This window comes from Metapseudomonas resinovorans DSM 21078 (genome assembly GCF_000423545.1).
GTDB lineage: Bacteria > Pseudomonadota > Gammaproteobacteria > Pseudomonadales > Pseudomonadaceae > Metapseudomonas > Metapseudomonas resinovorans.
This window is the reverse complement of the sequence record NZ_AUIE01000031.1, coordinates 34,419-48,512: the sequence shown is the minus strand read 5'-3', so window position 1 is coordinate 48,512 and position 14,094 is coordinate 34,419. Positions and strand designations below refer to the sequence as shown.

General features: G+C 64.6%; 14 protein-coding genes. 8 read left to right on the top strand and 6 right to left on the bottom strand.

Annotated features, from left to right (window positions below; all coding sequences use genetic code 11):
• The first annotated feature begins 110 nt into the window (after positions 1-110).
• Positions 111-1,865: a C4-dicarboxylic acid transporter DauA gene (dauA, locus tag G559_RS0119945; protein ID WP_028629939.1), complete on the top strand. Its 1,755-nt coding sequence runs from the start codon at positions 111-113 to the stop codon at positions 1,863-1,865.
• Here dauA and G559_RS0119940 read toward each other — a convergent pair.
• Positions 1,832-2,305 carry a WbuC family cupin fold metalloprotein gene (locus G559_RS0119940; protein WP_028629938.1) on the bottom strand — a complete coding sequence of 158 codons (474 nt, stop codon included), beginning with the start codon at positions 2,303-2,305 and terminating at the stop codon, positions 1,832-1,834. The genes dauA and G559_RS0119940 overlap by 34 nt on opposite strands.
• A 3-nt stretch (positions 2,306-2,308) precedes the next feature.
• Positions 2,309-2,866, bottom strand: coding sequence for a hypoxanthine-guanine phosphoribosyltransferase (locus G559_RS0119935; RefSeq protein ID WP_028629937.1), 558 nt, complete (start codon positions 2,864-2,866; stop codon positions 2,309-2,311).
• 279 nt (positions 2,867-3,145) lie between these two features.
• Here G559_RS0119935 and upp point away from each other — a divergent pair, with 279 nt between their 5' ends.
• Positions 3,146-3,784, top strand: a complete 639-nt coding sequence (gene upp / locus G559_RS0119930) for a uracil phosphoribosyltransferase (protein WP_028629936.1) — start codon at positions 3,146-3,148, stop codon at positions 3,782-3,784.
• A 3-nt stretch (positions 3,785-3,787) separates the two neighbouring features.
• Positions 3,788-5,065, top strand: a complete 1,278-nt coding sequence (locus tag G559_RS0119925; protein WP_028629935.1) for a uracil-xanthine permease family protein — start codon at positions 3,788-3,790, stop codon at positions 5,063-5,065.
• Between the two features lie 47 nt (positions 5,066-5,112).
• Here G559_RS0119925 and G559_RS0119920 read toward each other — a convergent pair whose 3' ends face one another.
• The 3 genes from G559_RS0119920 to G559_RS29125 form a co-directional block, all read right to left on the bottom strand.
• On the bottom strand, positions 5,113-6,480 hold the full coding sequence (locus G559_RS0119920; protein ID WP_028629934.1) for a spinster family MFS transporter: 1,368 nt from the start codon (positions 6,478-6,480) through the stop codon (positions 5,113-5,115).
• Positions 6,481-6,619: 139 nt separating this feature from the next.
• Complete coding sequence (gene hemH / locus G559_RS0119915) at positions 6,620-7,648, bottom strand: ferrochelatase (protein WP_028629933.1); 1,029 nt, start codon at positions 7,646-7,648, stop codon at positions 6,620-6,622.
• Complete coding sequence (locus G559_RS29125; protein ID WP_036997600.1) at positions 7,648-8,556, bottom strand: TIGR01777 family oxidoreductase; 909 nt, start codon at positions 8,554-8,556, stop codon at positions 7,648-7,650. Before G559_RS29125 ends, hemH begins: the two co-directional genes overlap by 1 nt.
• A gap of 197 nt (positions 8,557-8,753) precedes the next feature.
• Between G559_RS29125 and G559_RS0119905 the strand changes: the two genes are divergently transcribed.
• The 5 genes from G559_RS0119905 to phrB all read left to right on the top strand — a co-directional run bounded on the left by G559_RS0119905 (position 8,754) and on the right by phrB (position 13,406).
• Positions 8,754-9,737, top strand: coding sequence for an NAD(P)/FAD-dependent oxidoreductase (locus G559_RS0119905; protein WP_028629931.1), 984 nt, complete (start codon positions 8,754-8,756; stop codon positions 9,735-9,737).
• 11 nt (positions 9,738-9,748) lie between these two features.
• Positions 9,749-9,955, top strand: a complete 207-nt coding sequence (locus G559_RS0119900; RefSeq protein WP_245586523.1) for a TIGR02450 family Trp-rich protein — start codon at positions 9,749-9,751, stop codon at positions 9,953-9,955.
• Positions 9,956-10,069: 114 nt separating this feature from the next.
• Positions 10,070-11,032 (top strand): YbgA family protein, encoded by a 963-nt coding sequence (locus G559_RS0119895; protein WP_028629929.1) that lies wholly within the window; start codon positions 10,070-10,072, stop codon positions 11,030-11,032.
• A 2-nt stretch (positions 11,033-11,034) separates the two neighbouring features.
• Complete coding sequence (locus G559_RS0119890; RefSeq protein WP_028629928.1) at positions 11,035-11,964, top strand: MerR family transcriptional regulator; 930 nt, start codon at positions 11,035-11,037, stop codon at positions 11,962-11,964.
• A gap of 11 nt (positions 11,965-11,975) precedes the next feature.
• The gene (gene phrB, locus G559_RS0119885) at positions 11,976-13,406 is read left to right on the top strand and encodes a deoxyribodipyrimidine photo-lyase (RefSeq protein ID WP_028629927.1); all 1,431 of its coding nucleotides are present in this window, start codon (positions 11,976-11,978) and stop codon (positions 13,404-13,406) included.
• 130 nt (positions 13,407-13,536) lie between these two features.
• On the opposite strand, the gene G559_RS0119880 is transcribed toward phrB, so the two are convergent.
• Positions 13,537-14,052, bottom strand: coding sequence for an acyloxyacyl hydrolase (locus G559_RS0119880; RefSeq protein ID WP_028629926.1), 516 nt, complete (start codon positions 14,050-14,052; stop codon positions 13,537-13,539).
• Between the last annotated feature and the right edge of the window lie 42 nt (positions 14,053-14,094).

Here is a 14,094-nt window from a genome sequence, read left to right as displayed (position 1 = left end):
TAAGCGCGCCACTCTAGCACGCGCCTTTCGGACAGCGGCATACGACTCAGGTCAAACCTCAACCGGCAATCCAGCCCCTATACTCGGCGAGTTCCAGCGAAGGAGTCGCCATGTCCACATACCTCCCCCCACTATTTGCTGCCCTGCGCCAGTCCCTGTGCGAGGGGTACTCGCTGGCGAGCCTGCGTGGCGACCTGGCCGCTGGCGTGACCGTCGGCATCATCGCCATACCCTTGGCCATGGCGCTGGCCATTGCAGTCGGCGTAGCCCCGCAGCACGGCCTCTACACGGTGCTGATGGCCGCGCCGTTGATCGCTCTCACTGGCGGCTCGCGCTTCAATATCTCAGGCCCCACCGCAGCCTTCGTGGTGATCCTGCTGCCCATCACCCAGCAGTTCGGGCTGGGCGGTCTGCTGCTCTGTACCCTGATGGCCGGGCTGATCCTCATCGCCATGGGCCTGGCACGCCTGGGCCGGCTGATCCAGTTCATCCCCTATCCAGTGACCCTGGGCTTCACTGCCGGCATCGGCATCGTCATTGCTACCCTGCAGATCAAGGACCTTCTGGGCCTGCAGCTGGCGCAGACGCCGCAGAACTATGTGGATCAATTACGCCTGCTGGGCGAAGCGCTGCCGACCACACACCTCGGCGACACCCTGGTGGCCATCGCCTGCTTCGCAGTACTGGTGTTCTGGCCGCGCATGGTGCCCAAAGTGCCGGGTCATCTCGCGGCCCTGGCCCTGGGCGCCCTGCTCGGCCTGCTGCTGGAGGCCCTGAACCTGCCCGTCGCCACCCTGGGAGAGCGCTTCAGCTACGTGGTGGACGGCGTCAGCCATCCCGGCATTCCGCCCTTCCTCCCGACCTTCGCCTGGCCCTGGCAACTGCCCGGACCGGATGGCCAGCCCCTTGGCCTGTCCTTCGAGCTGATTCGCCAGTTGCTGGCGCCGGCCTTCGCCATCGCCATGCTCGGCGCCATCGAATCGCTGCTCTGTGCCGTCGTGGCCGACGGCATGGCCGGCACGCGTCACGATCCCAATGCCGAACTGGTCGGCCAGGGCCTGGGCAATCTGGTCGCCCCACTGTTCGGCGGTATCACGGCCACCGCCGCCATCGCCCGCAGCGCCGCCAACGTCCGTGCCGGAGCGCGCTCGCCCATCGCCGCCATCATTCACGCCGGCGTGGTCCTGCTGGCGATGCTGCTGCTCGCGCCGCTGTTCAGCTACCTGCCTATGGCCGCGCTGGCCGCACTGCTGCTAATGGTGGCCTGGAACATGAGCGAGGCACGGCATGTGGCGCATACCCTGCGCATCGCACCGCGCAATGACGTGTTGGTGCTGCTGACCTGCCTGATACTGACGGTACTGTTCGATATGGTGCTGGCGGTGGGTGTTGGCCTGCTGCTGGCCGCGGGCCTGTTCATCAAGCGCATGAGTGACCTCACCGACACGGCCCCGCTACCACGTCACTTCCACGAAGCGCTGCACGAGTTGCCCGAACAGGTGCTGGCCTACGCTATTCGCGGGCCGCTGTTCTTCGGTGCAGCCGAAAAGGCCCTGAGCGTGCTTCGCCGTTTCAACCCCGAGGTGAAGGTGGTGATCGTCGAAATGGGAGCGGTTCCCATGCTGGACATGACGGCACTGGCCGCCCTGGAGAACCTGTTGCACGACTACAGTCGCCAAGGCGTAGGACTGGTGCTGGTGGGCACCTCACCGCGTGTGCGACTGAAACTCCGCCGTGCTGGCGTCCACCGGGAGAGCGGACGCCTGGCCTACGTGCAGTCGCTGGAACAAGCGCGGGCCAAGGCGCTGCAATGGCTACACAGCGATGCGCCTCAAACGAACAGCGAGCGCATCCAGGCCAAGTAATCGGCCGCGCCTGGCTCACCCTCGCGAGGTGCCCAGGCCGGTTGCTCGCCTTCGCCAACCGGACGGTAAGGACCGGCCTTGCACTCGAACAGCAGGCTGTCCGGATCCAGCACCACCAGGGCATGGAACACACCTGGCGGCAGGTCGACGCCAATGCAATCACCGCCGGCGACCAGCTCGCGCTTGTCGGTCACCCTGCCGTCTTCATCAAAGATCAGCAGACCCAGACGGCCCTTGAGCACCAGCAAACTTTCCGCCTTGTCAGCGGACAGGTGCCGGTGCGGCGGGATATAGGTTTCAGGTTGCAGCCCCACCGCCATGCGATGGCAGGGCTCTTCCATGGCATGGAAGTTATGGTGCTGGCGCTTGCGCGGGCTCGCCGCAGCTTTCTCGGCCAATTCGGCGAACAGGCCCTGATCGAGGAAACGTGGCGCGCCCATGGTTCAGAGCCCCTTGACCGCGAAGATACCCGCGGCGTTGCGCCAGTAGCCCTTGTAGTCCATGCCGTAGCCGAAAATGTAGCGGTCTTCGCAGGGCAGGCCAACGTAATCGGCCTTCAAGTCCGGACGGGCCTTGCGGTCGTGGGTCTTGTCGATCAGCACGGCGGTATGCACGTTGGCCGCGCCGGCGTGTTTGCAGAAGTCGATGATGGCGGCCAAGGTGTGCCCCTCGTCGAGGATGTCGTCAATGATCAGCACATCGCGGTCGATGAAGGAGATTTCCGGCTTGGCCTTCCAGAACAGCTCGCCGCCGCTGGTTTCGTTGCGGTAGCGAGTGGCGTGCAGGTAGGACAGCTCCAGCGGGAAGTTCAGCTTGGGCAGCAGCTTGCCGGCGAAGATCAGGCCACCGTTCATCACGCAGAAGACCACCGGATTGCGCTCGGCCAGCTCACCGTTGATGGCTTCGCCGACCTGGGCGATGGCCGCCTCGACCTGGGCTTCGGTGTACAGGCAGTCGGCTTCGGCCATTACCTGGCGGATGTGTGCGAGATCGGCGGACATGGCAATTCCTCTGGGTTCGGCGGGGAACATGCACGGTTCCCGGTGAAAACTTGAACGGGGCGTCAAGATAAAAGTCGGCAAAGGTACCCATCCGCCTGCCCCGGGGCAAGCCCCGACGGACGAGTGTCGACCATACTGCAGCAGGCTGCCGCCGCGTGTGACAGTTCCTTGCTTGACCGCGACATCCGTGGCCGGGACCCACCAGTTAGTGCAGCACAGCCCGTGATCAATGGATTAAGCTAACGCAATTTTTTTGCCAGCCCGCCGGAGAACCCTTCCATGCCCATCCGTGAGATCCGCCACCCGCTGATCCGCCACAAGCTCGGCCTGATGCGCCGCGCCGACATCAGCACCAAGAACTTCCGCGAACTGGCACAGGAAGTCGGCGCCCTGCTGACTTACGAAGCGACCAATGACCTGCCCCTGGAGAACTACGAAATCCAGGGCTGGGCCGGCACTGTGCAGGTCGAGAAGATCGCCGGCAAGAAGATCACCGTGGTGCCCATCCTGCGCGCCGGCATCGGCATGCTCGACGGCGTGCTCAGCCTGATCCCGGGCGCCAAGGTCAGCGCCGTCGGGGTGGCCCGCAACGAGGAAACCCTGGAAGCCCACACCTATCTGGAAAAACTGGCACCGGAGATCGACGAGCGCCTGGCGCTGATCATCGACCCGATGCTCGCCACCGGCGGCTCCATGGTCGCGACCATCGACCTGCTCAAACGCGCCGGCTGCAAGGAAATCCGCGCCATGGTGCTGGTTGCCGCACCCGAAGGCATCAAGGTCGTCAACGATGCCCACCCGGACGTGATGATCTTCACTGCCTCCATCGACCAGAAGCTCAATGAGCACGGTTACATCATTCCGGGCCTCGGCGATGCCGGCGACAAGATCTTCGGCACCAAGCAGAAGGAAAACTGATCGATGAGCGACGAATTCAAGGACCCGCTCTGGCGTCAGGTCATCTCCGGCGCCCAGATGCTTTTCGTGGCCTTCGGTGCCCTGGTGCTGATGCCGTTGATCACCGGACTGGACCCGAACGTAGCGCTCTTCACCGCCGGCCTTGGCACCCTGCTGTTCCAGTTGGTCACCGGACGCCAGGTGCCGGTATTCCTGGCCTCCAGCTTCGCCTTCATCACCCCCATCATCCTCGCCAAGGGCCAGTTCGGCCTGGCCGCGACCATGGGCGGCGTGGTGGCGGCGGGCTTCGTCTACACCTTCCTCGGCATTGCCGTGAAGATCAAAGGCACCGGCTTCATCGACCGCCTGCTGCCGCCAGTGGTGATCGGCCCAGTGGTGATCTCCATCGGCCTGGCCATGGCCCCCATCGCCGCCAACATGGCCATGGGCAAGGGCGGTGACGGTGCCGAGCTGATCCCCTACGCCACCGCCATGTGGATTTCCATGCCGGCGCTGCTCACCACGCTGATCGTCGCCGTGTTCGGCAAGGGCATCTTCCGCCTGGTGCCGATCATCTCCGGCGTGCTGGTTGGTTTCGCCCTGTCCTTCTGGTTCGGCGTGGTCGACACCGCCAGGATCGCCGCCGCGCCCTGGCTGGAGCTGCCCAACTTCACCGCCCCCGAGTTCAACCTGCAGGCCATCCTGTTCATCGTCCCGGTTGCCCTGGCCCCGGCCATCGAGCACATCGGCGGGGTGATCGCGGTGGGCAGCGTGACCGGTCGCAACTACCTGAAGAAGCCCGGCCTGCACCGCACCCTGCTGGGCGACGGCCTCGCCACCTCGGCCGCCGGCCTGTTCGGCGGCCCGCCGAACACCACGTACGCGGAAGTGACCGGCGCAGTGATGCTGACCAAGAACTACAACCCGAAGATCATGACCTGGGCAGCGGTCTTCGCCGTCGGCCTGGCCTTCATCGGCAAGTTCGGCGCCATTTTGCAGAGCATCCCGGTACCGGTCATGGGCGGCATCCTCTGCCTGCTGTTCGGTTCCATCGCCGCCGTGGGCCTGAACACCATGATCCGCCACCAGGTGGACCTGGCCGAGGCGCGCAACCTGGTGATCGTCTCCGTGACCCTGGTGTTCGGCATCGGCGGCATGCTAGTGGGCACCGGCACCGGCCAGGACGACTTCGGCCTGAAAGGCATCGCCCTCTGCGCCATCGTCGCCATCGCCCTCAACCTGATCCTGCCGGGCCATCAGACCTGGAGGCATCAGAGCCCGGACGACGCACCGCACATCTGAGGCAGCGCCAAGAAACAGCCCCGCGATGCGGGGCTTTTTTGGCCTGCTTATCCCGTAGGTTGTGCCTCGCGAAGCATGGTTTCGTCTTGCGAATCCACGCCCCACTGCTGCAGGCGCTTCAAGCTTTCGCGGTACGGCTTCAAGCCTGCCCCCAGGAGCACCACCGAACTGGCCACCGCAAGGGTCGTGACGATCAGCAACGAGTAACGCAGGGCCTTGTCGTCGGCGAAAACGTAGTCGGTCACCAGGGCGACAGCCGTGGGGCCGAATCCGAGGCCGATCAGGGTGATCACGAAAAGGTAGATCGCCGAAGCCTGACCCCGCATGGAGTTGGGCATGATCTCCTGGATCGCCGCCGGCGCCACGCCGAAGGGCATGCTCAGACAGAACACCGTGGGCGCCATCAGCACCGTGACCCAGAAGGCATCGTCCATCAGCGGGAAGAGCGCCACGAGCGGCAGCGCCCCCATGGCGGCGAACAGGCCGACTCGCATGTTGGCGTCGGCCCGCCCATGCTTGGCCATCCAGTCCGCCAGCCGTCCACCGAAGACGATGCCGAGACAGCCGAATACCGCCACCAGGCTGCCGTAGATCACACCCACCTGGCCGGCGTCCCAGCCGTGGGTGCGAATGTAGAAGGTGGGAATCCAGGCGGCGCTGCCATAGCCGGCGAAGGCCAGGCCGGCGAAGCCGAAGTTGTGGCAAATCACGGTGCGCCGGTTGCTGCGCAGGTAGCGACCGACTTCCGCAAGGGGCACCACCACGCCGGCGCCAACGCCGCGCCGCTGGGGTTCACGCACGGCCAGCATCAACAAGGTGAAGAGTACGCCTGCCGCGCCGAGGGCCAGGAAAATCAACTGCCAGGGCCGCACCTCGCCCACGAGCGGCAAGTGCACGTCGCCCTGTGCGGAAGCGAACTTGATCACCAGCCCTCCGAGCAGGAAGGCCAGCCCGGAGCCGAGATAGACGCCCATGGAATAGACGCTGATGGCGGTGGCACGACGCTCCTTGGGAAAACTGTCAGCGATCAGCGAATAGGCCGCCGGCGACAACGCCGCCTCGCCCACGCCAACGCCAATGCGGCAGAGCAGGAACTGCCAGTAGAGCTTGGCCATGCCGCAAGCTGCAGTGGCGGCGCTCCAGAACAGCACGCCGACCGCGATCAGCCCGCGTCGGCTGCGGCTATCGGCCAGACGTCCCAAGGGAATGCCACACACGGTGTAGAAAAGTGCGAAGGACAAGCCCATCAGCAAGCTCATCTGCGTGTCGCTGATGGTCAGGTCGCGGCGGATGGGCTCCACCAGCAGGTTGAGGATTTGCCTGTCGATGAAGGACAGCACATACGCCACCATCAGGATGGCGACGGTGGTCCACGCGCTCAGGCTCGAGGGGTAGCCGTTGTTCTTGTTCTGCACTGGGCTCTCCTCGGCGCCGCCGGTGCGGCGCACGACGGTTGAAGAAGAACCCAGCTTAGGTGGCCATGGACAGGCTGAATACCGGAGATCACACGATATAGGCAGAGTGAATGCGCACCATGCACTCCGGCTGATAACTTCAGAGCGGCCTTACGGCCGTCTCGCAGAGCCGGGCTAGCGCCGACACCCACTGCGGATGGCTGTTCATGCAAGGCACCAGCACCAGTTCCTGTCCGCCGGCTTCCTGGAACTGCTCGCTGCCGCGCTGGCCGATTTCCTCCAGCGTTTCAATGCAGTCGGCCACGAAGGCTGGGCACATCACCAGCAGCTTCTTCACGCCCTGCTTCGCCAGTTCGTCGAGGCGGGCCTCGGTATAGGGCTCGATCCACTTGTCCCGGCCCAGGCGGGATTGGAAGGACACCGACCACTGCCCGGGCTTCAAGCCGGCGCGCTCGGCGAAGGCTTCAGCGGTGCGCTGGCACTGGCTGCGGTAGCAAACCGCCAGGACCTGGTCGCTGACGCCACGGCTGTCGGGGGCACGCAAGTCGTGCTGCGGGTCGATGCCTTTCACCAGCTTGCGAATATGCCGCTCGGGCAACCCGTGGAAGCTCAGCAGCAGGTGATCGAACTCCTGCTCCAGGTAAGGCTTGGCGCTGGCCACCAGGGCGTCCAGGTAGTCCGGCTCGGCAAAGAAGGGAGGCAGCACCGACACCTCCAGCTTCAGGCCCTGCTCGCGGATCACCCGACGTGCCTCTTCGATAGCAGTTGTGGTGGTGCTGTCGGCGAACTGCGGATAGAGCGGTGCCAGGGTGACGCGTTTGATGCCCTGCCCTGCCAATTTGCGCAGCGCGCGTTCGATCGAGGGCTCGCCGTAGCGCATTGCCAGCTCCACCGGACCATGCGGCCAGTGCGGGCCGATGGCCTCCTGCAGCTCCCGGCTGAGGACAATCAGCGGCGAGCCATCCGGCCACCAGATGGACGAATAGGCGTGGGCCGACTGCGCCGGGCGCTTGATCAGGATCAGCGAAACCAGCAGGCGCCGCAGCGGCCAGGGCAGGTCAACCACGTAAGGGTCCATGAGGAACTGGTCGAGGTAGCTCCGTACATCCTCCACCGCGGTGGAAGCCGGAGATCCCAGGTTGACCAACAGCAACGCGTGATCAGTCATCAAACATCCTTAGGCTTCAGCAGGTCGCCGAGCGCCATGTCCAGATCGGTGAATGCAAAGGTGAAACCTGCCGCCCGCAACCGGGCCGGCACCGCGCGCTGTCCGCCCAGCAGCAGGCCGGACAGTTCGCCCAACAGCAGCCGCAGGACGAACGCTGGCGCCGGCATGAAGGCGGGTCGCCCCAACGCACGCCCAAGGCTGCGGGCGAAGTCGCGGTTGCGTACCGGCTGCGGCGAGCACGCATTATAGGGACCGCGCGCATCGTCCCGCCGCAAGAGAAAATCGATCAGGGCGATTTGATCATCCAGATGCACCCAGGGCATCCATTGCCGGCCATTGCCCAAGGGACCACCCAGCCCCAACTTGAACGGCGGCACCAGGCGCTTGAGGAAACCACCATCCCGCGCCAGCACCAAACCGGTGCGCACCAGCACCACACGGATGCCAAGTGCGTCGGCGCGTTGCGCGGTCTCTTCCCAGGCCACGCAGAGCTGGCTGGCGAAGTCGTCGGTTACAGGCGGCGATTCCTCGGTCAGCTCCCGCTCTCCTCCATCGCCGTACCAGCCTACCGCCGAGCCGCTGAGCAGCACCCGCGGCATCTGGTCGCGCTTTTCCAACCACTCCAACAACTGCTCGGTAAGGGTGATGCGGCTGCCCCAAAGCTGTGCCTTGCGCTTGTTGCTCCAGGGGCGGTCAGCGATGGGTTCGCCGGCCAGGTTTACGATGGCGTCCAGAGGCTCGTCGCCATAGTCGGAAAACTGACTGATGCCACGCACCGCACGGCCGCACAGGCTGGCGACGCCTTGCGGTCGGCGGCTCAGGACTGTGAGCTGATGCCCCTCGGCCAGCCAGCGTTGGCAGAGCGCCCGGCCGATCAGACCAGTACCGCCGGTCAGCAATATGTGCATGGCATCCTCCTCGCATGGCGCTAAGTGCGGATATCGCCCTAGTCTGGTTTATGACGTTTCGACGTGCCCCGGATTGGGCCACGCACCGTCAGAAATACAGGCATCCGCGATTGGAACCGACCAACCTGTACAACGCTTGAATATTGTACAGGTCTTGTCTAAAGCGTAGCCTGTAGCCATAGGTAACGAGGTAGACCATGAGTGCACCTATCGCCATCATCGGTACCGGTATATCCGGCCTCTCCGCCGCCCAGGCGCTCCATGCGGCTGGGCAGGACGTGGAACTCTTCGACAAGAGCCGCGGCAGTGGCGGGCGCATGGCCAGCAAGCGCAGCGATTCCGGCTCGGTTGACCTTGGCGCGCAGTACTTCACCGCCCGCGACCGCCGCTTCGCCGAAGTGGTACAGCAATGGCGCGACCGAGGCTGGGTCGCCGAGTGGTCACCGAGTCTCTACAACTACAGCGAAGGCCGCCTGCTGCCCTCCCCTGACGAGCAGATCCGCTGGGTCGGCACACCACGCATGAGCGCCATCACCCGTGCCCTGCTCGGCGCCCTGCCGGTGAATTTCGCCTGTCGCATCACCGAGGTCTTCCGTGGCGAACGCCACTGGGGCCTGCAGGATGCCGAAGGTCTCAGCCACGGCCCCTTCAGCCATGTGATCGTCGCCACACCAGCACCCCAGGCTGCTGCATTGCTGGCCGCCGCCCCCAAACTGGCCGGCGCCGCCGCAAGCGTTGCCATGGAGCCGACCTGGGCCGTGGCGATGGGTTTCAACGAACCGCTGGACACCCGCGTAGAAGGCTGTTTCCTGCAAGACAGTCCGCTGGAGTGGCTCGCTCGCAACCGCTCCAAGCCAGGTCGCGAAGCCAGTCTGGACACCTGGGTCCTGCACGCCACCAGCGCCTGGAGCAAGCAACACCTGGACATGCCCAAGGAAGCGGTGATCGAGCACCTCCATGGCGCATTCGCCGAGATGATCGGCTGTGCCGTACCAGCCCCGAATTTCAGCCTGGCCCATCGCTGGCTCTATGCCCGGCCAAGCCAGGCGCACCAGTGGGGCGCCCTCGCCGACGCCGACCTGGGGCTGTACGCCTGCGGTGACTGGTGCCTGTCCGGCCGCGTGGAAGGTGCCTGGCTCAGCGGCCAGGAAGCCGCACGCCGACTGCTCGAACACCTGTGACCGCGCCGCGGTTGAACCCGCGTAAACTGCTGCTCTCGAAATGGACGGCCATAAAGCCGTCGGACCGCGAAAAACACTTCCTGGTCAGCCGTCTCATCCTCGATGACGCCGGCGCGATATGTGCCGTGGAACTCGAAGCGGTTCACAGCCACCGCTGCCAGCGCCTGCCCTGGCGCACCCTGGCCGACACCCGCCGCTGGCAGATCGGCTGGCACTGACCCCGCCTCCAAAAACTTGTACAAGGCATTTGACTTGTACAATTTTTTTCCTATTATTCCTTGAAAGCTATACATGATTCAGGGCTTGTATAATTCATGTCCAGGTATCTGCCCATGCCCTTCGATCTACCCCAGCGCCCTAAATTGGGCATCAGCGCCTGCCTCCTCGGCGACCCCGTGCGCTTCAATGGGGGGCACAAGGAATCGCGGTTATGCAGCCGCAGCCTGGCGGAGCATTTCGATTTCGTGCCCCTGTGCCCGGAAGTGGCCATCGGCCTCGGCATTCCCCGCGAACCCATCCGCCTGGTGGGCGACCCCGCTGCCCCGCGCGCAGTGAACAGTCGCGAACCTCAACGCGACCACACCGAAGCGTTGGCAGAGTTCGGCGAAATCATGGCCACGCAGCTCGACGACATCAGCGGCTATATCTTCATGCAGAAATCCCCGTCCTGCGGGTTGGAACGGGTCAAGGTCTACCAGGCCAACGGACATGCGAGCGATGGTGGCGGCCGCGGAATCTTCGCCAGCGCCTTTTGTGCCCGCCGTCCAGACCTGCCAGTGGAAGAAGACGGTCGCCTCAATGACCCGGTCCTGCGGGAAAACTTCCTCACGCGCGTCTATGCCTACGCCCAATGGCAGGCACTGTGCCGCGAGGGCCTGAGTCACAAGTCGATCATCGCCTTCCACTCTCGCTACAAGTACCAGCTGATGGCGCACGACCCGGTGCAGTACAAGGTCCTTGGTCGCCTGCTCGGCGGCATCGGCGCACAGCCAGCGGAGGAGATCGGCCCGCGTTACTTCTCGGCCCTGATGGTCGCCCTGAGGAAATGCGCCACCCGCGGAACCCACAGCAACGTGCTGCAGCACCTCAGCGGCTACCTGAAGCCTCACCTCAGCCGCCCCGAGAAGGCCGAACTCCAGCGCCTGATCGAGCAGTACCGCAGCGGTGTGGTCCCACTGGTTGTACCCATCACCCTGCTCAAGCATCACTTCAACGGTCACCCGGACCGATACATCGCCCAGCAGGCCTACCTGCAGCCGCATCCGGAAGAACTCAGCCTGCGCAACGCCCTCTAGTCATGGACATCACCCGCGACAACCCAACGGGCAACGACTACCAAGCTGCCCTCGCACGCGGACTACTACCGATCCGCGAAGTGGCGCGCCAGACCGGCATCAACCCGGTAACCCTGCGCGCCTGGGAACGCCGCTACGGATTGATCGTGCCGCTTCGCACCAGCAAGGGCCACCGCCTGTATACCCGGGAGGAAGTGGCGCGCATCCACCTGATCCTCACCTGGCTGGACCGGGGCGTCGCTGTGGGTCAGGTCAAGGGGTTGCTCAAGGACCAGGACGCACCGGCATCCCTCGATACCTCCTCCGACTCACCCTGGGAAGAGCAGCGCCGGCACCTGTTGGAAGCCATCGGCAACCTCGCCGAGCGCCAGCTGGATGAGTGCTTCAACGCAGCCATGGCGCTGTATCCGCCCAAGACGCTCTACCGCCAGTTGCTACAGCCCCTGCTGCAAGACCTGGAGCAGCGCTGGCGCACCCAGTTCGGTGGCCAGGTGGAGCGCGTGTTCCTCTACTCCTGGCTGCGCACCAAGCTCGGCACACGCCTCTACCACAACAACCGCCAGTACAGCGCCGCGCCGATCCTCCTGGTCAACGCCTCCGACCTGCCCATGGAGCCAGGCCTCTGGCTGACGGCCTGGCTCGTCAGCAGCGCCGACTGCGCGGTGGAAGTCTTCGACTGGCCGGTGCCCGCCGCCGAACTGGCACTGGCCACGGCGCAGATCCAACCCCGCGCCCTGCTGTTCTACTCCAGCCAGCCGCTCGCTGCCGGCCAGTTGCCCCGACTGCTCGAAGGCCACCCCTGTCCATGCCTGCTGGGCGGCCCCGCCGCGGCCATCCACCAGGCTGAACTCGCTCCTGGCGCCACCCTGGCCGAAGGCCCGCTGGACGCCCTGCAAGCCCTTGCCAACCTGGGCCTGCTGCTCAACCGATAAAGGAACGCGCCATGCGCCAACTCATGTGGTTCCGCACCGACCTGCGCGTGCAGGACAACAGTGCCTTGCACGCCGCCATGGCGGCCGGCCCCACCCTCGCCCTCTATCTCGTCAGCCCCGGCCAGTGGCAGGCGCATGACGACGCACCGGCCAAGGTGGACTTCTGGCTACGTAACCTCGCAACGCTGGCCCGCGCGCTGGGCCGATTGAACGTGCCGCTTCTGATTCGCCGCGCCGAAACCTGGGCCGACGCCCCGTCCGTGGTGCGTGACCTCTGCCGCGAGTTCGATATCAGCTCCGTGCAGGTAAACGAGGAGTACGGCATCAACGAAACCCACCGCGACCGCCAGGTGGCCGAGCGGCTGGCCGCAGACGGCATTGTCCTGCGCAGTCATCTCGACCAACTGTTCTTCCGCCCCGGCAGTGTGTTGACTCAGTCCGGCAGCTACTTCCAGGTCTACAGCCAGTTCCGCAAGGTCTGCTATCAGCGCCTGCACATCGCCATGCCGAGTTGCCTGCCACCGCCCAGGGCGCAGGACGAGCTGGGCATCCGCAGTGACACGCCACCGGCCATGGTGGACGGCTTTCCCACGCCGCCGGAAAGCTTGCGGCAGCTCTGGCCGGCCGGCGAAGAGGCTGCCCTCGAACGCCTGGATGCCTTTGCACTGGAGGAGCTCTGGTGCTACGAGAAACGCCGCGACTTCCCCGCCCAGCCAGGCACCAGCCAGCTCTCGCCGTACCTCGCCGCAGGCGTGCTCTCGCCCCGCCAATGCCTGCACGCGGCACTGCGCAACAATCAGGGCGAATTCGACAGTGGCAATGCCGGTACCGTCTGCTGGATCAACGAACTGCTCTGGCGCGAGTTCTACAAGCACATCCTGGTCGGCTACCCACGCATCTCCCGGCACCGCCCGTTCCGCCAGGAAACCGAAGCCCTTGCCTGGCGCCATGCGCCAGATGAACTGGAAGCCTGGCAACAGGGCCGCACCGGCGTTCCCATCGTTGACGCTGCCATGCGCCAGCTGCTCGCCAGCGGATGGATGCACAACCGCCTGCGCATGGTAGTGGCCATGTTCCTCACCAAGAACTTGCTGATCGACTGGCGCGAAGGCGAGCGCTGGTTCATGCGCCACCTGATCGACGGTGACCTGGCAGCGAATAACGGCGGATGGCAATGGAGCGCGTCCACCGGCACCGATGCTGCCCCCTACTTCCGCATCTTCAACCCCATCAGCCAGTCGCAGAAGTTCGACCCGGACGGTCGCTTCCTGCGCCAATGGCTGCCTGAACTCGCCCACCTGGACAAGCGGGATATCCACAACCCGGGGAGCCTTGGCGGCCTGTTCGGCGCGCCGGGCTACCCCCCACCGCTGGTGGATCTCTCCGCCAGCCGTGAACGTGCCTTGGCGGCCTTCAGGAATCTTTCGGAACGGGTCGTGTGAAGACGACTCAGGCCTGCGGGGCCATGTGGGCAATTGTTGGGCCTTGCCGAGCTCCACCACCCCGGAGGATCAATGCAACGCCAACAAAAAACCGGACACTTGGTCCGGTTTCTTGTGCTGCAGATTCGCCTCAGAAGGACAGGCGATAGTGCAGGGTATAAGTCTCTACGCCATCGTTCGGCTGCTTGATGCCGGCGTTGGAATAGTGCATGGCACGTACGCCGACTTCCTGGTTGGCGAAGCGCAGGCCCAGGCCCAGGCGGTCTTCGAACTGGAAGGACGAGCCCAGGTCATTGTCTTCCAGATCGGTGTTTTCGAACACGGCCACGCCGATGCCGGCTTCGATGTAGGGCTTCACAGTCTCACCGGCGAATTCATAGACGAACACCGGCGAGAAGGACAGGCTGTGGTTGCTGGAGGTCTCGTCACCTTCCCAGTAGGTGTAGGCGGCGTCCCAGAAACCGGTCAGGCGACCCACGTCGCTCTGGAACCAGCTGCTGGAGAAATCGAATTGGGTCCCCAAGCGATACACCATCGTGGACTCGCCAGTCTGGCCTATATCCAAAGAAACATCCGCCGCCTGAGCGGAAGCGATGTGACCGATAGACATGGCTGCTGCTGCGGCCCAGCAGAAAAGCTTCTTCATGAAAACAGTCCTTTTTCTGAAGTGCTGAAAAACGTGTTAATA